This window comes from Moritella sp. PE36 (genome assembly GCF_000170855.1).
Lineage (GTDB): Bacteria > Pseudomonadota > Gammaproteobacteria > Enterobacterales > Moritellaceae > Moritella.
Genome location: NZ_ABCQ01000040.1, coordinates 22803 through 41255, shown reverse-complemented (window position 1 = coordinate 41255; position 18453 = coordinate 22803). Strand labels below are relative to the sequence as shown.

Genomic DNA, 18453 nt, shown 5'->3' with positions numbered 1-18453 from the left:
ACAACTTGGATGTCGCGGGCTTTCATGTCTTCAATTTTATCTAGTACAAATGCTTGCAGGTCAGAAATTTGCAAGGGTCCTCCAGAGGAACTTTATCGAGTTAACCGCGAATTATAACAGTGAATAATGCCTAAATATATACCTAGCTTGTATCTGAGCGAGTATCTCTTGCAGTTTATTTATATAAGCTATTTTTATGTATATAAGACAGAACATTATCAGGCAGTAGATATTGAGGGCTTTGCTGATGTTTAATCAACTGACGGATCCGTGTCGCCGATATTTCTAATTGCGTGCTTGGCCAGAGTAAAATCCGGCCTTGTTTTTGTTGCTGTAGGACTTTGACATCCATTGTTTGCACTTGTTCAAATAATTTTTGCACTTCTGGCGCTAATGTTAACTTGTAATTGGGGCGATAACTGACGACAAGGTGACAATAATCGAGCAGTTCTTGCCAACGATACCAGGTATGTAGGCTGTTGAGTGAATCAAGACCAATCAAGAAACACACTGGCGTGGTTGGATTCTCTGCTGCAAGTTCAATTAACGTATCAATAGTATAAGACGGTGTTGTACGGTTTAACTCTCGGGTATCTACACTCAGCTCATCACAATGTTCTACCGCTAATGTCGCCATCGCTAAGCGGTGCGCTGAATTTGATCCCGGTGCTGCACGATGTGGCGGAATGTGGTTGGGCATCAGCCTTACTTCAGCTAAATTAAGCTGCTGTAATAAATCTAAGCAAGGACGAAGATGGCCATAATGTATCGGATCAAATGTACCGCCTAAAATACCGATAGCGCGAGTCGGGGTAAAATCAGTCATAAGTAGCCGTTCGTTATTATTCCTGACACAAAATTAATTAATGTCGGAATGATGAAAGTTGGGTAACAAAGTAGAGTCAGCAAAGCTGATGCTCAACATTTGTAACGATAACCAAGGATCAACACTGGTACTGGTTTTAATTGCACTATCAACACTTGAACACAGGATTAACATTTGCTCTATTTTACTTAATGATAAACGACTTAAACAGGCATTAATAATTTGTTGTCGACCCGCCCATAAACGCTGTTTTTTCATTTCGTCAATCACCGAAAGTCCTTGCTGCTGCATCAAACTGTAATGATAAAGCTGATTGATTTCTTTATTTAGCGCCCAGTTAATGACGATAGGGTCGACACCTTCTGCCTGTAGCTGTTGCAGGATCCGCTGGCCTCGGTTGACCTTACCCGCGAGTAGGGCATCAACCAGCTGAAAGCTAGTGAAGTGTGAATGCTGGGTTATTGATTGCTGCAATTGTGCCAAGCTTAATGTCTGACCAGGGTAGAGCAGAGATAATTTATCTATCTCTTGTTGGGCCGCTAGTAAATTACCTTCAAAACTCCGGCACAGTAGGGTGATCACATCCGCTTGCGGTTCTAAATTTGCACGTTTAAGACGATTGCGCATCCAGTTGGCAAAAAAGCGCCCTTCGGGATGTCCGACGGGTATGTAAAGTGCGTTTTTGAAGTACTGGGTAAACCATTTCGCATTTTGCTGTGCTTTGGTCAAATATGGACCACTGAGTATTAAAATAAGATCAGGGTTTAGCAGCTTAAATACATCATTAAGCTGGCTGATATCTTCTTTCGCTGGTCGTTTTTCGAAGATAAGCTCGACCGTTTGACGACTAGAGAACAGTGACATTGATTGACAGGTATTAAAAACCGCAGGCCAATCCATGAGCGGTTCGGCATGAAACTTGTGGTGTTCATCAAAGCCGACTTTTTTAGCGGCGGCTTTGATCTGGTCAATCGCTTCCATTTTTAATAATGGCTCTTCACCGAATATTAAATAACAGGGTTTGAGTTCAGTTTTTAAGTATTGATCGAGTTGCTCTGGATAAACGCGCATTAGTTAGCTTCAAACTCTGTATTTAGCTCTATTTTATTATCACTATTACCGATTGTTTTTGGTTCGATAATAACTTGGCTTAGGGTTCGAACAACTTGTTGTGCCGCCGCTTCGCGCAGTTCTCGTATTAATAATTCAGATTCGCGTGAACGAGCAAGTGCTTCTTGTGAGTTATTTAGCTGATCACGTTGCAGGGCAATGGTGAAGTATTGTGGTTCTTGCTCGGGTAAGCGTACTTCTATTTTGATGACGTAGCTAAGTTCATACTCGGCTGCCGTTGCATCAGAGTAGAGTGACACAGTACGTGATCCTGTACTTTCTGACATAATTCTGAGTATGGGTGTTTGCGAGTTTAATAACGCGGGGTCCATTGCCGTTGTTCTCGTTTGGGTTGAATCTTCACCCATCACATCAGAAGCATCATCGGTTTCTGTTGTCAGCGATGCCATACTCGTTATTTTCGGTTCAACGAGATTGATTTGGTTGTAGCGTAATTCTTGTTTGATGAGGCGGGTTAGATCTGAATACTTACTTGATACTAAGGTTAAATTGCGTAATTCATTTGGAATGCCACTGCCATTTTTTAAATGGAAGCCGCAACCGCCGAGCACTGCAGTAACAAGAAAGATGCAAGTTAGTCGAATAAAACGTGGTCTTAGTGCCGATGCGATCATAATGCCTACAAAATAAATAAGTTAATTGTAGCTAATTTTACACGTAATCTAAAAACAAAAAAGCCCTAGACTCTACTATAAAAATAAAAGCAGAATGAAGGGCCTATTATTTGTGTACTATTTACATCTAGCTGTGCGATTAATCGACTAAAGACAGCGCTAATTAGTCATCGAGTAACGCTGTCGCTAGTGCTGATAAATAGTCTTAGTTTGCAACTTATTTTGTAACTTAGTTAGCAACGATATTTAGTAGTTTACCTGGTACGAAAATTACTTTACGTACTGTTTTACCATCGGTAAATTTAGTCACGTTTACATCTGCATTTGCTAATGCTTCAACAGATTCTTGTGTTGCGTCTGCTGGTACCGTTAATTTAGCGCGTAGCTTACCGTTCACTTGTACAATGATCAGTTTTTCAGACTCAACCATAGCCGCTTTGTCTGCTACAGGCCATTGTGCTTCGTCGATGGTACCTTCTTGACCAAGTTTGCCCCACAGTTCAAAACTGATGTGTGGCGTGATAGGTGCAAGTAGACGAACAACCGCTACTAATGCTTCTTGAAGTAGTGCGCGATCTTGCTCTGCTTCTTGCGGTGCTTTAGTAAGCTTGTTCATTAATTCCATCACTGATGCAATCGCAGTGTTGAACGTTTGACGACGATCGATATCGTCAGACACCTTCGCAATTGTTTTATGGACTTCACGACGAAGTTCTTTTTGTTTGCCGTTAAGTGCTGCAACGTCCAGATCGGCAACGTCACCTTTGCTGATGTGATTGTAAGCAAGTGTCCAGATACGACGTAGGAAACGGTGTGCGCCTTCTACTGCCGAGTCTTGCCATTCTAGTGTTTGGTCAGCGGGTGCTGCAAACATCATGAATAGACGTACTGTATCAGCGCCAAAACGATCGATCATGGTTTGCGGGTCGATACCGTTGTTCTTAGATTTAGACATTTTAGTCATGCCGGTGTGAACAAGTTCGTTACCTTCATTGTCGATGTATTTCGTTGCTTGACCTTTTTCGTCACGCTCAGCGGTAACGTCTAATGGCGAAACCCAAACACGACCGCCATTTTCGTTGGTGTAGTAGTATGCATCAGCAAGTACCATACCTTGACAAAGCAGACGTTTGAACGGTTCGTTGCTATCAACCATTTGCTCATCACGTAATAGCTTGTGGAAGAAACGTGCATATAATAAATGCATACATGCGTGTTCAATACCACCAACATACTGATCAACTGGTAACCAGTGATTTGCATCTTCACGGTTTAGCATTTCAGTTTCTGATGTGGCGCTACAGTAGCGTGCGTAGTACCAAGATGATTCCATGAAGGTATCAAATGTGTCTGTTTCACGTAGTGCAGGTTGACCCTTGTATGTTGTTTTAGCCCATTCTAAATCTGCTTTAATTGGACTTTGAATGCCGTCCATTTTCACATCTTCAGGTAGGATCACTGGCAGTTGGTCTGCTGGTGTTGGCACAACAGTACCGTCTTCAAGTGTTAACATTGGGATTGGCGCGCCCCAATAACGTTGACGAGAAACCCCCCAATCACGTAGACGGAAGTTAACTTTCTTGGTGCCTTGACCGCTTGCTTCTAATTTAGCTGCGATGGCATCAACTGCTGCGCCAAATTCTAAACCGTCAAATTCGCCCGAATTAAATAACACACCTTTTTCAGTGAATGCCACTTCAGAAACGTCTAGTTCACTGCCATCGCTAGGTTTGATTACTGGAACGATATCGATGCTGTATTTTGTTGCGAATTCATAGTCACGTTGGTCATGAGCTGGAACCGCCATTACTGCGCCTGTGCCGTAACCCATTAATACGAAGTTTGCTACGTATACTGGTACTTTACGACCATTTAATGGATGAATAGCGTATAGGCCAGTAGCCATGCCTTTCTTTTCCATTTTTTCTAAATCAGCTTCAGCCACTTTCATGTTTTTACATTCAAGGTTGAATTCGGCTAGTGCAGGGTTTGTTAATGCTGCTTTTGTTGCCAGTGGGTGACCTGCTGCGATACCCACATACGTTACGCCCATTACTGTGTCTGGACGAGTAGTGTATACAGATAATTTGCTTAGCGCAGCATCGCTTTCGCCTTCAACAGTGAAGTCTAATTCAATACCTTCACTGCGACCGATCCAGTTACGTTGCATTGTTTTAACTTGTTCAGGCCAGCCGTCAAGATCATCAATTGACGTCAGTAGTTCGTCTGCGTACTCAGTGATTTTAATGAACCACTGTGGAATTTCTTTTTGTTCTACTGGGGTATCACAACGCCAGCAGCAACCGTCATTGACTTGTTCGTTAGCCAGTACCGTTTCATCGTTCGGACACCAGTTCACTGATGACGTCTTCTTATAAACTAAACCTTTATTGAACAGTTTAGTGAAGAACTCTTGTTCCCAACGGTAATATTCAGGTGTACATGTTGCGATTTCACGCTTCCAGTCATAACCAAAGCCTAACGACGTTAGCTGACCTTTCATGTAATCAATGTTTTCATATGTCCAAGGCGCTGGCGCCGTGTTGTTCTTGATTGCTGCATTTTCAGCTGGCAGACCAAATGCATCCCAACCGATAGGTTGTAATACGTTTTTGCCTTGCATACGTTGGAAACGTGCGATCACGTCACCAATTGTGTAGTTACGTACGTGGCCCATGTGCAGTCGACCACTTGGGTATGGGAACATTGACAAGCAGTAGAATTTCTCTTTAGTTTCGTCGTTTTGTACTTCGAATGTTTTATTTTCTTGCCAGTGTTTTTGAACCTGAGGTTCGATACTGCTTGGAGTATATTGTTCTTGCATGGGTAATATCCAGTCTGTTCTTGGTAGGATTTATAAACAAAATTTTGCCATAGAATACCTTAGCACAGAGAGGGCAACAAGTTTCATTTACAGATAGCGATAAGTTATTCCTGAACAGGCTCTCATATTTAGTTATTTTGCCGTTAAACTTGTGAGTTAGCCCGCTTGTTGACTATGCTTTTTGGCATATACTTAATATATACCCAAACTACTTCAAGGTGCTATATCAGCGATTCGCTCGGATATAGTAATGATAACTTTTGGTTGATTAATACAGCTTGATTGTATAATTAACTTAAATTAATTCGGAGGTTTATATGGCTAAATCTAACACTCAGTATCAAAATTCAGTGAGTAAATTATCTGTGCACCCTTTGGGTTATAGGGGACTGCATCCGCTTATTGAGAATCGTTTCACTCGCCGATTTGTGGTTAAAACAGAGGCGTATTTAGGTGCTGCGGGAGACTTGACGAAAAAAGAGTTAGCCGAAGCATCCGCTTATATTCGTCATGATATGGATGAACTTAGCAAAGATTACCATACAAGTATCGATAGTTTTAAACTCTCGGCTTGGTATCAGGCTTGGGACAAAATAACCTGGGGTACGTTAGCATCAATTACTGATAAGACCCAAGTTGAATGGACCGAGGTAGGGGATGATTTGCAACATCAAGGACGTTACTGCGTTGGTGATGAAGTCGGATTCGGTATATTGACCTGTGTTCGTTGTGGTTATAAAAAAGAATTATTTCATCCGACCAAGGTCCTTTCTTGTGCTAATTGCGACGGTGGCGAGTTTATGCGTGAAAGTTTTGAACCTTAAATTACACCCGTCAGGTATTTCTGGCCGTGTGGTCATTCAACGATATAGTCAGCTCGCAATGGGCGCTGGCTATATCGGTTGACGTCTGGTTATATCGATTGAGGTAACGGCAGAGAAGTAAGATGAACTAAAATGGCTCATCTATCCTAACACTGGGAAATCCGACTTGCTGAGCTGTTGCTGTGGCGATATCTAAATTACGGTAACATTTTTCGTGACCACTAAAATCGGTTAGTGGAATAATGTCACCATCCTCTGTTTTAAATTCGACAATCCAGCCATTAGCAATTAATGATGGCTCGACAATTGCCTCGACTAATTCATGTCTGTGATACATGCTTTTGATATCTGAAAGTTGCATCGCAACACCTCCCTCGGCAGAACATTAGGATCCATACTGTCAGTTTAGTCGATAAAAAAGTAACTTCAAGCAAGCTTATTTTTTGTATGCTTGGTTAAGCCGTAGCAGAGCGTTAATCTGTCGCTAGCTGTTTTGCTATTTTAATATTGATGTGTGATGAACTACGATTAATACTCTTTATTATCACTTGTTTTGCGATACTTCTGGCGACTGCTTTGAAATTAATCCGTTAACTTCCATTCTCTTTATCATACTGAGTTGTATCATCATATTGTTTGGAACTCGGATGTTCATTCGCACTTATTCATTACTCGTCTCATTATTCGCCTCAAGCACTCAGCAACTGTTAGCCGCCGATATAATACCACCTTCATCAAGTCATTCATCAACAGCAAGTACAGTGACACATTCCCGCTGTCCAAGTGTACTTAATCAGCATCGTATTAGTTATTTAGAAACGCAAATCATTAAACATCGGCGTATTTATTACGCTGGTCAAACGCCGTTATTACATGATGGTGAATTTGATTTATTAGTGGATGAATTAACGGTGTTATCGCATTGTTTATCCCCGGTATTAACTCAGATCGGAGGCGGAAATCTGCAGCATAATGATACTCGCCAACGTGATCGACAGCCGCATCGACAACAAATGTTAAGTTTAAATTCAGTGCGAGAAAGAACCGCCGTGGATAAATTTTACCAGCTGCATCAAGATCAGCAGTTACTGATCCAACCTAAATTTGATGGTATGGCTATTGAGTTAGTGTATGAAAAAGGCATGCTTGTGGGCGCATCAAGTAGAGGCGACGGCAAACAAGGTAAGGACTTGCTGGCGCTGATGTTACGCAGTAATGCAGTTAATAGTATGATTGCTTATCCGTATACATTAGTGATCCATGGTGAGCTATATGTTGGACAACAAGATTGGCAGTTGCGCGGTAAATATGTGTCTTCGCGTCATATGACTGCCGGTATTGCCAGCCAGTTGTCGCCAGCCCAAACTGATGTCATGAGCTTGCGCTTTATGCCTTGGCGTTGGATAGATTCTCCCTATAACAATGAACTTATGGGGTTGGCACAATTAGCCATGCTTGGCTTTGCTGACATGTCGAAAATGAGTCATGTCATCGACCGGCCTCAAGACATCGATTATTGGCTCGCGCACTATCAAAACACAGAAGCGTTCTTACTCGATGGTATTGTGCTTAAATTAGCGAACAATACACTGCAACGTCAATATGGCCACACTCAGCATGCGCCACGTTGGGCGCTGGCGTTAAAATTTACCGGTCCGAAAGGGTTAAGCAATGTTATTGATATTACTTATCAGGTGGGTAAAAGCGGTCGTGTTACCCCGATTATTCACGTGCAACCATTAGCGCTGTCTGGGCGTCAAGTAACCCGTGTTTCGGGACGCTCTCAGCCTTGGTTATTACAGTCTAAGATTGAAGTCGGTAGTCAGGTCGAAATTGAACTGGTAGGGAATGCGACACCGCAATTAACCCGGTTAGTGAGCGATCGTTAGCATCTTGCATATTTAGGCATTTTGAGTATACTGCTGCCGAGTAACTGCAACGGGCTAACTTTAAGGTTGGCCCGTTTTTATTTTGATTGAAATGATCGAATATATCAGCGAAACACCCGGCTCGATGAAATGCTGGGCCACCTGTTTGTTTGAACTATGATGTAGGCAAAACCATGAAATTTATTGTAAAAATATTCCCAGAAGTAATGATGAAAAGTAAATCTGTACGCAAGCGTTTTAGTAAAATGCTGCAATCGAGTTTACGTAATATTCTACGCCGTGAAGATGAACATGCACGCGTGATCCTTGAATGGGATAAAATTGTTGTCCGCACCACAGATGACAGTGAGAAAAACCGCGATTTTTATTGTGAAGTATTAAGAAATACCCCAGGGATTGCCCATTCACTCGAAGTTCAAGAGTCAACTTTCACCGATCTGGATGATATTTTCCAACAAGCTTTGCCTGTATATAAAGATGTACTTGCAGGTAAAACATTCTGCGTACGTGCTAAGCGTAACGGTAAGCACGATTTTACCTCGATTGATTTAGAGCGTTATGTTGGCGGTGGCTTAAATCAGCATACTGATGCAGCGGGTGTAAAATTAAGAAAACCACAAGAAACAGTTAAAATTGAAGTTGAGAATGATAAACTTTACCTGGTGACTGAACGTCATGAAGGTTTAGGTGGTTTCCCTATGGCAGGACAAGAAGATGTGCTGTCATTAATGTCAGGTGGTTTTGACTCTGCGGTATCAAGTTACTTAACCATTAAACGTGGTAGCCGAACGCATTTCTGTTTCTTCAACTTAGGCGGTGATGCGCATGAGATTGGTGTGAAACAAATTTCATATTTCTTATGGAACAAATATAGCTCATCACACAAAGTTAAATTTGTTAGTGTACCGTTCGATCCTGTTGTTGCTGAGATCTTAGAGAAAGTAGATAACTCACAAATGGGTGTGGTACTTAAACGTATGATGATGCGTGCCGCGTCTAAAGTAGCAGAACGTTTAGGTATTGAAGCGTTGGTAACCGGTGAAGCGGTTGGTCAAGTATCAAGTCAAACTATCCGTAACTTATCGTTAATCGATTCTGTTACCGATACACTGATCTTACGTCCGTTGATCGTTGCTGATAAACAAGACATTATCGATACCGCGCGTAAAATTGGTACTGCTGAATTCTCAGAAACAATTCCTGAATACTGTGGTGTTATCTCGAAAAAACCAACCGTAAAAGCAGTGAAAGAGAAGATTGAAGCAGAAGAAGCTAAATTTGACATGAGCTTGATTGATCAAGTTGTGATGGATGCTAAAGTGATCGATATTCGTCAAATCGCAACAGAAGCACAAGAGCAAGTCAGTGATGTTGAAGCAGTAACTGAAATTGCCGCAAATGAAGTGATCTTAGATATTCGTAGTATTGACGAAGTTGAAGATTCACCACTTGACGTTGATGGGCTTGAAGTTCAGCACATGCCTTTCTTTAAGTTAGGTAATCAGTTCAGTGAATTAGATCAAGACAAAACGTACTTACTGTACTGTGATCGTGGCGTGATGAGTAAGTTACAAGCGCTTTACTTGATTGAAAAAGGTTATGGTAACGTTAAAGTTTACCGTCCTTAATGATCATTTAGGTAAGGTTAGTATTTAGCTTTGCCTTCAATGATGGATGAAAGCCAGCAAGAGATTGCTGGCTTTTTTGATCGTGATGTTCAATATACTCTATTGTTACGAGACTAGTTTAGTTTCTTGCTGTTTGATTTGTTCATACAGGGCTTGGTTCGCTGGCACTGGGATACTGTAGGCATTCGCCACCTTCAATACATAGCCGGTAATATAATCAATTTCGGACTGGCGATTGAATTGCTGATCTTGATGCATCGAAGAATAATTTTCAGCAGTGCGGTTTATCACATTATCCACTTGTGCTTGCAGCTCTGCATAAGCCCAAGGTAAGCGGGCTTTTTCACAAACAAGCGCTAACTCTTGCACCACCTTAACCACATGCGGGTATAACGCAGGACAGGCCAATTCGCCATTCTTACAGTGATGAATGGCGGTTAATGGGTTGATCGCACAGTTAATCACGAGTTTAAGCCATAACTTCTCTCGAATGTCCTCGCACCATGTTAATTCTTCAAGTGCGAATAATTGCTTGGCAATATCCTTATAACGTTTAGCTTGGTTATTAAATGGCCCTAACCAAGTCACACCAGCGCCCGTGTGGCGAATATGATCGTCAGAGACCTTTAATACCCCATTGGATGTGGTACCCACCATGATAGCGTTGCGTGGGAATAGTTTCTCGGTTTGTTCGGCGGTGCCCATACCATTATGCAAAAGCACGATACAACAATGTTTATCAATTTGTGATTGTAATAAGGTCAGCGCCGGCAGTACATCTTGCGCTTTGAGGGTGACCAGTAAAAAGTCACATTTAGGCGTGAGTTTGCCTTGTGCCATGACGGTATTACTGGTGTTTTCACCCGTTAAGTTTTCAAAATTAAAACTGCGAATATGCGCATCACTCTCGGGACGTAATACAAAGGCGGCATGTTGACCTGATTTTAGTAATTTTTCTGCGAAGAAATGCCCGATAGCACCGGCACCGAGAATGTTCCAATTAGCCATGTATTTTTGCCCGTAATGGTTGAAGAATTAAGTAGCTGGTAATACCGATTAAATCGGCGACAATATCCCAATGGCTCGTGGTGCGACCAGGTATCATACCTTGAATGAACTCAATAAAAATACCGAATCCAAGTAATGTCATAAACAGCGTTATGGTTCTGTTTGGGAAACTATAATCAAACAGCAATGCTAATGTTACAAAAGCCATTAAGTGATTAAACTTGTCGTAACCAAATTCAGAGATATTACTCGAAGGTTTACTAAAAGCAAGCAGACAGATGACGAGTATAACAATGACAAATAGCAGGCGAAACCAGAGTTTATATTTGTACAATGGCATACTTGTCTCAATAAAATATGAACGTAATAGCAATTATAGTCAGTTAATGCGAGCAAGTAGCTCACTTCTGTAGTTAATGGTTGAATTACAGCTAGTATCTATTAGATAATCAACCCATTATAAATGATAGGATATGAAGATGCCTCAATTTGATATTATTTCTGAAGTTGACATGGTTGAAGTGAAGAACGCAACCGACAATGCAAACCGTGAACTAAGCACTCGTTTTGATTTCCGTGGTGTTGACGCCAGCTTCGAGCTAATTAAAGAAAAAATAAAAATGCGCACCGATGAAGATATGCAACTTCGTCAAATGGCTGATATTTTACGTAGTGCTTTAGTGAAGCGTAATATAGACAGCTCTTCGATGAGCGTCGGTAAAACTGAATTCTCGGGTAAAACTTGCAGTGCCGATGTTGAATTTTTGCAAGGCGTTGAAGGCAGTGTTGCTAAGAAAGTTGTAAAAGCAATTAAAGACAGCAAGATCAAAGTACAAGTGTCTATTCAAGGTGACAAAGTGCGCGTTGTTGGTAAGAAGCGTGATGACTTGCAAGCCGTAATGCAATTAATTCGTACGTCAGATCTAGGTCAACCGTTCCAATTTGATAACCAAAGAGATTAGGCGCTGAGCGTTTAATGTTGAAGTGACTGAGTTCTAAATAGTCATAAAAAGCCTAACGTATCGATACACGTTAGGCTTTTTTTATACCTATGATTCAATCCATTTAAAGCGCTTGGTCATTTGCATATAGACTAATATGACAATAAAGACCACCGGAATAATGCCTAATATCGCGGTACCAATGAAGAAGGCTGAATAATCCCATGCATCGACCACCACCCCTGAGAATCCTGCAATAAACTTAGGCAGCAATACCATGATTGATGAGAACAAGGCATATTGGGTTGCAGTAAATTGGGTATTGGTTAAGCGTGATAAAAACACCACGAAGGCGCAAGTGGCAATACCCGCACTGAGGTTATCAGCACTGATCACTAAGGTTAATAGCAATACAGCAGGGTCTTGTGTTTGCAACCAAGTATCCGGCAGTATTAATGCAAGCACTGTCATTAATTGTGACGTTGCCATGCTACCGGCCATCCAATGAAACAACACATTAGTCAACGCAGCAAGTACACCGCCTAATAATAAGGTAGAAAGTAAGCCTAAACCATTGACCAATAACCCTCCGAGCCCGGCACCAATCAGAGTCATTATCACCCCAAAGACTTTTGCTACCGTGGCTACTTCAGCCTTCGAATAACCCATATCCACATAAAATGGGTTAGCCATGATCCCCATGACAATGTCACTAATACGATAGGTGATGACAATGCCCAATAATAGTAAGCAGGTTTTACCGTATCGCTGGAATAGATCGGTAAGCGGCTTTACTAGCCCGGTGATAAGAAAGTCGCGAATATTATGGACATGATGTATTTTATGTTTTGCGATGGGTTCTTTAGACAGTAAGGTCGCAAAAATACCAAATAACATAAATAGCGCCATACAAGCATAAGCGAACTGCCAAGCTGCAGCATTATAAACCGCACTATTATCATAGAACGCAGCAATGGCTAATGAGCCTGCGCCCGCAACAATCATGGCAATACGATAGCCTGTCATGTAAGTGGCTGCCATGGCACCTTGTAAACGCGTATCCGCACTCTCAATTCGAAAGGCATCGACAACAATATCTTGAGTCGCTGAAAAAAGTGCTAAACCAAGTGAGGCGATAATGAATAAGATCACGCTTTGTTGCGGATCTTGAGTCGCCATGATCATCAGCATTACAATGATCATTATTTGCGTGAATAGCAGCCAGCTTCGACGTCGTCCCAATTTAGTGTGTAGCCAAGGCAGCTGGATCTGATCGATCAATGGTGACCAAGCCCATTTAAAGCCATAGGTAAGTGCTATCCAGCTAAAGAAACCGATACTGGCACGATCGACACCGGCTTCTCGTAGCCAAAATGATAAGGTAGAAAAGACCAAAAGAATGGGTAGTCCAGAGGAGAAACCAAATAATCCCATAAACAGTACACGGGGATTAAGGTAAATAGATAAGGTTTGAAGAATAGTCGGCAATGTCAGCAGTCCATCTAACGTAAGTATTTGCTGATACTACCGTATTTTAAGGTATTTAATAAGCCCGACAGCAGACTGGGCTTATTTTAATTACTGTATGTAGTCATTATATAGCGAAATTAGTCCAAGTATTCCGTGATAGGTCTAATACCAATACAGTTGTATGGTTTAACGCCTTGACCTTGCAAAAATAAAGCGCCGGTATGTAATTGTTGGCGCAATATACGGTTAGAAAAAATCTGTTGGCTTGACCAATTTTTTAGCTCAAATAGCAGAAACCAAAAAACCTGTTCCTTGCAGCTAGCGGTAGACTCGTCGTAAATATCCAAATTGTCCCATTCTCGTAATGTATCCCATAGAAAATGGTTTAATTGTGAATAACTCAGTTTCCTCATCAGAAAAAAGTCTAGGTATTCAGCTAAAATGCCAGATTTCTCGTCAATGAACTTTTTCGCTTCCATGCAAATATCCTCATTTGTTAGTATCTGCTTTTAATCCTAGACTAAAAAGTTACACTGTCATTAATTAGCGTATTGTTAATGCAGATTGATGAGAAAAGTGTGAATGATCTCAAAAGATTGGTTTTAGTCGGCGATTAACTTAAAAAATTAACAAAATTTCATTTTTATGGCATTGATTCCGTCAACAATTTTTAAGTTATTGATTGTGCACTTTGAGGTAGCTTGGATATATATATCAAACATCTGATATAGTGCGAGTAATACGCTTATTTTTATCACGGAATGGAAGTTACATCATGCGATCAAATCATTTTTTTACCAAATTACTGTTAATTTTGTGCTCAACATTTATGTTTAATACTGCCTTTGCAGCGGAGACTAAAGCCCTAATCAAAACCAATCTGGGTGATATTACGGTTGAGTTATACCCAGAACAAGCACCTGTATCTGTTGCTAATTTTATCAACTATGTTGAAAGTGATTTTTATAGTGGCATTATTTTTCACCGTGTGATCCCTGGATTTATGGCTCAAACGGGTGGTTTTAATGAAAACCTAGAAAAGCAGATATCAGGAAAGCCAGTCATTAATGAAGCAAACAATGGCTTAAGTAATGAGCGTGGTACGCTGGCGTTAGCACGTACTAACAATCCTAACTCGGCGACATCACAGTTTTTTATTAATCTCAAAAATAATAACTTTTTAAATCGTTCGGGTTCAAGCCCATCACAAGCGGGTTATGCTGTATTTGGTCGTGTGGTAGCTGGAATGGATGTGGTGGATAAAATAGCAAAACAACCAACAGGTAAAAAGAAGTATTACAGTGATGTACCATTAACAAACATTGTGATTAAAAGCATTACGATGTTGAAGTAGTCTCGCGCATTACGGTTACAGCTATAGTTACAGCTACAGCGTAAGAAAATAAAAAGCCTCGCAGGATGTCTTGCTATAAGACATCCATTGCGAGGCTTTTTGGCATCAGTAACATTAACGCGTTAAGTAATCACTGATTTGTTGATCATTAAATACATCGTTTAGTAGTGACGATAATTGCTGAGAAAACTTAGCTTCCAGCTCACTCATTGATGGACTAAACGCGCCCGTTAAAATCGATGCACTACGGAATTGTTTTGTCAGTGTTTGACCTTGATTCTCAATTGAGATAATCAACACTAACGTTGAATCCGCTTGATGCTCGAAGCTATCTTGTTGCACATCGATCCGCGCCGTTTGCAACTCAAGATTAATGGCGATATCTGCAGCCGCAGTAAATACTAACCCTTGTTGTTCCCAGCCTTGTTGTAGCTTAGCGGTAGTAAGGTTAATCAGTGAGCGTTGGTTATTCAGTAGCTGCGCGGGATCTCCGACTTTGTGGACCGCAATTAAGTAATTGGCATCACGAATATCTTTGCTCGTTAGGTTAACCTGAGTGCCGCTATATTGCGTTGTCAGTGGTGCTAACTCAGCCGTAATATTAACTTGCTTAGGTGCACTGGCGCAGGCTGTTAATAATACTAAACCGGCAGTTAATAGTAGTTTTTTTAGCATGTTATTTTTGCGCCTTAATGATCACAAACTTGGCATTTGATGCAATTACTTCATGATTATCAAATAAACGGTCAAGTTTAATATGATAATCAAGATGACGGTTACCAACAATGTAAAGTGCACCGCCCCAAGCTAATGCACGGTGGGCATCTTTAAACATTTGCCATGCAATATGGTCCGTAATGGCTTTTTCTTGGTGGAATGGAGGATTACATAACACCAAGTCCACACTGTGTGGTTCGTAATCGTAAAGACAGTTATTTACTAAGAATTCAACATCCTGTTCGTGGCTGGCAATATTGGCCGCTGCATTTTCTTTCGCTGATGCAATTGCCATGAATGATTCATCAACAAAAGTGATTTTAGCTTGTGGGTTTAAGCGGGCAGCGGTAATACCGATAACACCATTACCACAACCTAGGTCGATAATATGCTGGTATTCACCTTTTGGTAAATACTGCATAAAGAAGTTGCCGCCAATATCTAAATTGTTACGTGAAAATACATTGGCATGATTAGATAACGAGATATTTGTTTTTGCCACATCCCAAGTCACTGGTGCTGGGATCTCTAATGCTTTCGTTTCTGTGATCGTGGCGAAGATCAAACGCGATTTTTTCTTCGCTAATGATGTTTTCGTCTCGCCGAGGTATTTTTCAAATAACGCTAAGGTAGAATTATGAATATCTTTGGCTTTTGCACCCGCAATAATCGTTGTGTTTGGTGTAACAACGTGGCTCAGCATGGCAAGTTGGTGTTCTAATAGAGACAAGGTGCGTGGGATCTTGATTAATACTAAATCAACATTTTCTGGTAATGCAGCAAGACAGTCTTGGACTTTTACTTGTTCTGTGCTTAACTCATTTTCATCTAGATTTTGCGCGATTGCCGCGTGGCTGATCCATGAGTCACTCACTGTGGTGACGTTATGCTGATTATAAGCACACGTAAGTGCACCAAAACTATCATTAAAGATAAGTACTGAAGATTGTTTAGCAAGCGTTAAATCTGCAACGGTATTAATAATATATTCATCGGCAGAGTCCCATGCTTGCAGTTGTTCAACGCTACGTTTAGGGTAGCGGTACAAAGATAATTCGGTACTTTCAAGAGATAGTTCAGTGTTCATAGTATGTTCCAGTTAAGGTTGATCGTGCATTTTACACTGTTATTTTACTAAATATATAAAGAAGAGGTTTTTAAATGTCATTAGGTAACGATATTAAACAGCAGTTGTTGGCGAGCTTTGATATTCAGCATTTAGATGTGGTTTGTGATAGTCATAAACACAATGTACCACCGGGCACCGAAATTCATTTTTCGGTCGTGATCGTAGCGACGGAATTCGAAGGGAAAATGTTGATTGCGCGTCATCGGATGGTTAATACTGCGCTGGTGGCTCAATTTGAAGCGGGTATCCATGCGCTATCAATTCATGCCTATACGCCGGAACAATGGGCTAAGAAAAATGATCAAGATCAAAAAATACCAGAATCACCAGATTGCTTAGGTTAATTAACTGTTAATTTATAAAATTGATTAATTAAATGTTGCTAATTGTGAGTTTATGTTAATTTTTCACGTTTTTATTTTAATTAATCGAGATATCCTAATCTATGGCTATAATCAGTGCAACAAAATAACTGGTTTTGCTTAAACGTTTATTATTAGCATCTTTTTAACTTCTTAAGTAACTGTTTTTATTATGTTATATTTTCACTTTTAGACAGCTAAAAAAGTTTGTCTTATTAGCGTCTGTTACTTGATGAAGTGCGAGCAATCGTCTTAAATTAGTGCTAGAATAACCCCAAATTTTTTGTTAATAAAAACACACCACCTTGTGAATACTCATTTTTAGGTATCTTCGTGTGTGGTTTTTGTTAGCAAAAGTGTTCTTTATCTTCCTAAAAAAAGTAGTGCATGTGAGTATGATTACGATAAAAAAAGGACTGGATCTACCTATCGCAGGTAAACCTGAGCAAGTGATTCATGATGGCCCTGCTATCAAACGAGTTGCTGTTCTAGGTGAAGAGTATATTGGAATGCGTCCAACGATGAAAATTAAAGTTGGTGATCGTGTTAAGAAAGGTCAGGTTCTTTTTGAAGACAAAAAGACGCCGGGCGTAAAATATACTGCCTTCGCTGCAGGAACAATTGCTGAAGTTAACCGTGGCGCTAAGCGGGTCTTACAATCGGTAGTGATTGACGTAGACGGTAACGAGAGTGAGAAATTCGCTCAGTTCAACTCAACTGAAATTGCTAATCTTGACCGCGATGTAGTGGTTAACAATCTTGTAGACTCAGGTTTATGGACTGCATTACGCACTCGTCCATTTAGCCGTGTTCCTGCAATTGACAGTAATGCATCAGCAATCTTTGTTACGGCAATGGATACCAATCCATTAGCTGCAGATGCTGCATTAATTATCAATCAAAACAGCGATGCATTTGTTGATGGTTTAAATGTTATTTCACTTTTAACAAGCGGTAAAGTTTACGTTTGTAAAGCGGAAGGTACATTACCTAAATCAACGGCATCAAATGTTGAAGAGCAAGCATTTGCTGGCCCTCATCCTGCTGGTCTTGCTGGTACACATATCCATTTATTAGAATCAGCTGGTACGAACCGTACTGTTTGGTCTATTGGTTATCAAGATGTCATCGCTTTCGGTAAGTTATTCACTACTGGTGAACTACATACTGACCGTGTTATTTCACTCGCAGGCCCTGCGGTGAAAAATCCACGTTTAATTAGCACTCGTCTAGGCGCATCAATCACAGAATTAACTGCAAGTGAACTTAATGCTGGTGAAAATCGCATTATTTCAGGTTCTGTATTAAACGGTGTTAAATCTGACGGTGTACATGCTTATCTTGGTCGTTATCACAACCAAATCAGTGTAATAACTGAAGGTCGTGAGAAAGAGTTCCTTGGTTACATTAAACCTGGTAGCGACAAATTCTCTATCGCTAACGTATTTACTTCTGCATTCAACCGTGCACGTCAATTCAACTTTACTACAACCACTGGTGGTAGTGATCGTGCAATGATGCCAATTGGTAACTATGAGCGCGTTATGCCATTAGATATCTTACCGACTATGTTACTACGTTCATTAGTAACGGGTGATACAGACGAAGCGATTACGTTAGGTTGTCTTGAATTAGACGAAGAAGATTTAGCGTTATGTACTTTTACTTGCCCAGGTAAGTACGACTTTGGTCCAATTCTACGTAATTGTCTAACGACAATTGAGAAGGAAGGTTAA

At 40.7% G+C, this 18453-nt stretch carries 18 protein-coding genes; 7 read left to right on the top strand and 11 right to left on the bottom strand.

All coding sequences use genetic code 11. The features are described 5' to 3' along the window. Positions 1-175: 175 nt before the first annotated feature. The 4 genes from nadD to leuS form a co-directional block, all read right to left on the bottom strand. A complete protein-coding gene (gene nadD, locus PE36_RS17690; RefSeq protein WP_006033427.1) occupies positions 176-826 on the bottom strand; it encodes a nicotinate-nucleotide adenylyltransferase in 651 nt (216 codons plus the stop codon). A 33-nt stretch (positions 827-859) separates the two neighbouring features. After that, positions 860-1897, bottom strand: a complete 1038-nt coding sequence (gene holA, locus PE36_RS17685) for a DNA polymerase III subunit delta (RefSeq protein ID WP_006033426.1) — start codon at positions 1895-1897, stop codon at positions 860-862. After that, the gene (lptE, locus tag PE36_RS17680; RefSeq protein WP_006033425.1) at positions 1897-2571 is read right to left on the bottom strand and encodes an LPS assembly lipoprotein LptE; all 675 of its coding nucleotides are present in this window, start codon (positions 2569-2571) and stop codon (positions 1897-1899) included. The genes holA and lptE overlap by 1 nt, the downstream gene beginning before the upstream one ends. Positions 2572-2800: 229 nt before the next feature. After that, on the bottom strand, positions 2801-5395 hold the full coding sequence (gene leuS / locus PE36_RS17675) for a leucine--tRNA ligase (RefSeq protein WP_006033424.1): 2595 nt from the start codon (positions 5393-5395) through the stop codon (positions 2801-2803). Positions 5396-5712: 317 nt separating this feature from the next. Here leuS and PE36_RS17670 point away from each other — a divergent pair, with 317 nt between their 5' ends. Continuing rightward, the gene (locus PE36_RS17670; RefSeq protein ID WP_006033423.1) at positions 5713-6219 is read left to right on the top strand and encodes a hypothetical protein; all 507 of its coding nucleotides are present in this window, start codon (positions 5713-5715) and stop codon (positions 6217-6219) included. Positions 6220-6346: 127 nt separating this feature from the next. On the opposite strand, the gene PE36_RS17665 is transcribed toward PE36_RS17670, so the two are convergent. After that, positions 6347-6580, bottom strand: coding sequence for a hypothetical protein (locus PE36_RS17665; protein WP_006033421.1), 234 nt, complete (start codon positions 6578-6580; stop codon positions 6347-6349). Positions 6581-6866: 286 nt separating this feature from the next. Between PE36_RS17665 and PE36_RS17660 the strand changes: the two genes are divergently transcribed. Continuing rightward, positions 6867-8108 carry a DNA ligase NAD-dependent gene (locus PE36_RS17660; protein WP_006033420.1) on the top strand — a complete coding sequence of 414 codons (1242 nt, stop codon included), beginning with the start codon at positions 6867-6869 and terminating at the stop codon, positions 8106-8108. Positions 8109-8281: 173 nt separating this feature from the next. Next, positions 8282-9736 (top strand): tRNA uracil 4-sulfurtransferase ThiI, encoded by a 1455-nt coding sequence (gene thiI / locus PE36_RS17655; protein ID WP_006033419.1) that lies wholly within the window; start codon positions 8282-8284, stop codon positions 9734-9736. A 105-nt stretch (positions 9737-9841) separates the two neighbouring features. On the opposite strand, the gene PE36_RS17650 is transcribed toward thiI, so the two are convergent. Together PE36_RS17650 and PE36_RS17645 are read right to left on the bottom strand one after the other, a co-directional pair. Further along, on the bottom strand, positions 9842-10744 hold the full coding sequence (locus PE36_RS17650; protein WP_006033418.1) for a ketopantoate reductase family protein: 903 nt from the start codon (positions 10742-10744) through the stop codon (positions 9842-9844). Continuing rightward, positions 10737-11084 carry a VanZ family protein gene (locus tag PE36_RS17645; RefSeq protein ID WP_006033417.1) on the bottom strand — a complete coding sequence of 116 codons (348 nt, stop codon included), beginning with the start codon at positions 11082-11084 and terminating at the stop codon, positions 10737-10739. The genes PE36_RS17650 and PE36_RS17645 overlap by 8 nt, the downstream gene beginning before the upstream one ends. Positions 11085-11223: 139 nt before the next feature. Between PE36_RS17645 and PE36_RS17640 the strand changes: the two genes are divergently transcribed. Further along, positions 11224-11706, top strand: coding sequence for a YajQ family cyclic di-GMP-binding protein (locus tag PE36_RS17640; RefSeq protein ID WP_006033416.1), 483 nt, complete (start codon positions 11224-11226; stop codon positions 11704-11706). 87 nt (positions 11707-11793) lie between these two features. Here PE36_RS17640 and PE36_RS17635 read toward each other — a convergent pair whose 3' ends face one another. Together PE36_RS17635 and PE36_RS17630 are read right to left on the bottom strand one after the other, a co-directional pair. Then, positions 11794-13173 carry an MFS transporter gene (locus PE36_RS17635; RefSeq protein ID WP_232286605.1) on the bottom strand — a complete coding sequence of 460 codons (1380 nt, stop codon included), beginning with the start codon at positions 13171-13173 and terminating at the stop codon, positions 11794-11796. Positions 13174-13292: 119 nt separating this feature from the next. Next, positions 13293-13634 carry a hypothetical protein gene (locus PE36_RS17630; protein WP_006033414.1) on the bottom strand — a complete coding sequence of 114 codons (342 nt, stop codon included), beginning with the start codon at positions 13632-13634 and terminating at the stop codon, positions 13293-13295. Between the two features lie 350 nt (positions 13635-13984). Between PE36_RS17630 and PE36_RS17625 the strand changes: the two genes are divergently transcribed. Further along, positions 13985-14509: a peptidylprolyl isomerase gene (locus tag PE36_RS17625; protein WP_006033413.1), complete on the top strand. Its 525-nt coding sequence runs from the start codon at positions 13985-13987 to the stop codon at positions 14507-14509. Positions 14510-14623: 114 nt separating this feature from the next. On the opposite strand, the gene PE36_RS17620 is transcribed toward PE36_RS17625, so the two are convergent. Beyond that, positions 14624-15184: a YajG family lipoprotein gene (locus PE36_RS17620; RefSeq protein WP_006033412.1), complete on the bottom strand. Its 561-nt coding sequence runs from the start codon at positions 15182-15184 to the stop codon at positions 14624-14626. Between the two features lies 1 nt (position 15185). Next, positions 15186-16313 (bottom strand): methyltransferase, encoded by a 1128-nt coding sequence (locus PE36_RS17615; protein ID WP_006033411.1) that lies wholly within the window; start codon positions 16311-16313, stop codon positions 15186-15188. Positions 16314-16387: 74 nt separating this feature from the next. Between PE36_RS17615 and PE36_RS17610 the strand changes: the two genes are divergently transcribed. After that, positions 16388-16699 (top strand): BolA family transcriptional regulator, encoded by a 312-nt coding sequence (locus PE36_RS17610; RefSeq protein WP_006033410.1) that lies wholly within the window; start codon positions 16388-16390, stop codon positions 16697-16699. A gap of 413 nt (positions 16700-17112) precedes the next feature. After that, positions 17113-18453, top strand: a complete 1341-nt coding sequence (locus PE36_RS17605) for a Na(+)-translocating NADH-quinone reductase subunit A (RefSeq protein WP_006033409.1) — start codon at positions 17113-17115, stop codon at positions 18451-18453.

Bases quoted from the DNA above. Each gene is read 5' to 3' on its own strand.
- nadD (WP_006033427.1), bottom strand. From the start codon at position 826: ATGACTGATTTTACCCCGACTCGCGCTATCGGTATTTTAGGCGGTACA.
- holA (WP_006033426.1), bottom strand. From the start codon at position 1,897: ATGCGCGTTTATCCAGAGCAACTCGATCAATACTTAAAAACTGAACTC.
- lptE (WP_006033425.1), bottom strand. From the start codon at position 2,571: ATGATCGCATCGGCACTAAGACCACGTTTTATTCGACTAACTTGCATC.
- leuS (WP_006033424.1), bottom strand. From the start codon at position 5,395: ATGCAAGAACAATATACTCCAAGCAGTATCGAACCTCAGGTTCAAAAA.
- PE36_RS17670 (WP_006033423.1), top strand. From the start codon at position 5,713: ATGGCTAAATCTAACACTCAGTATCAAAATTCAGTGAGTAAATTATCT.
- PE36_RS17665 (WP_006033421.1), bottom strand. From the start codon at position 6,580: ATGCAACTTTCAGATATCAAAAGCATGTATCACAGACATGAATTAGTC.
- PE36_RS17660 (WP_006033420.1), top strand. From the start codon at position 6,867: ATGTTCATTCGCACTTATTCATTACTCGTCTCATTATTCGCCTCAAGC.
- thiI (WP_006033419.1), top strand. From the start codon at position 8,282: ATGAAATTTATTGTAAAAATATTCCCAGAAGTAATGATGAAAAGTAAA.
- PE36_RS17650 (WP_006033418.1), bottom strand. From the start codon at position 10,744: ATGGCTAATTGGAACATTCTCGGTGCCGGTGCTATCGGGCATTTCTTC.
- PE36_RS17645 (WP_006033417.1), bottom strand. From the start codon at position 11,084: ATGCCATTGTACAAATATAAACTCTGGTTTCGCCTGCTATTTGTCATT.
- PE36_RS17640 (WP_006033416.1), top strand. From the start codon at position 11,224: ATGCCTCAATTTGATATTATTTCTGAAGTTGACATGGTTGAAGTGAAG.
- PE36_RS17630 (WP_006033414.1), bottom strand. From the start codon at position 13,634: ATGGAAGCGAAAAAGTTCATTGACGAGAAATCTGGCATTTTAGCTGAA.
- PE36_RS17625 (WP_006033413.1), top strand. From the start codon at position 13,985: ATGTTTAATACTGCCTTTGCAGCGGAGACTAAAGCCCTAATCAAAACC.
- PE36_RS17620 (WP_006033412.1), bottom strand. From the start codon at position 15,184: ATGCTAAAAAAACTACTATTAACTGCCGGTTTAGTATTATTAACAGCC.
- PE36_RS17615 (WP_006033411.1), bottom strand. From the start codon at position 16,313: ATGAACACTGAACTATCTCTTGAAAGTACCGAATTATCTTTGTACCGC.
- PE36_RS17610 (WP_006033410.1), top strand. From the start codon at position 16,388: ATGTCATTAGGTAACGATATTAAACAGCAGTTGTTGGCGAGCTTTGAT.
- PE36_RS17605 (WP_006033409.1), top strand. From the start codon at position 17,113: ATGATTACGATAAAAAAAGGACTGGATCTACCTATCGCAGGTAAACCT.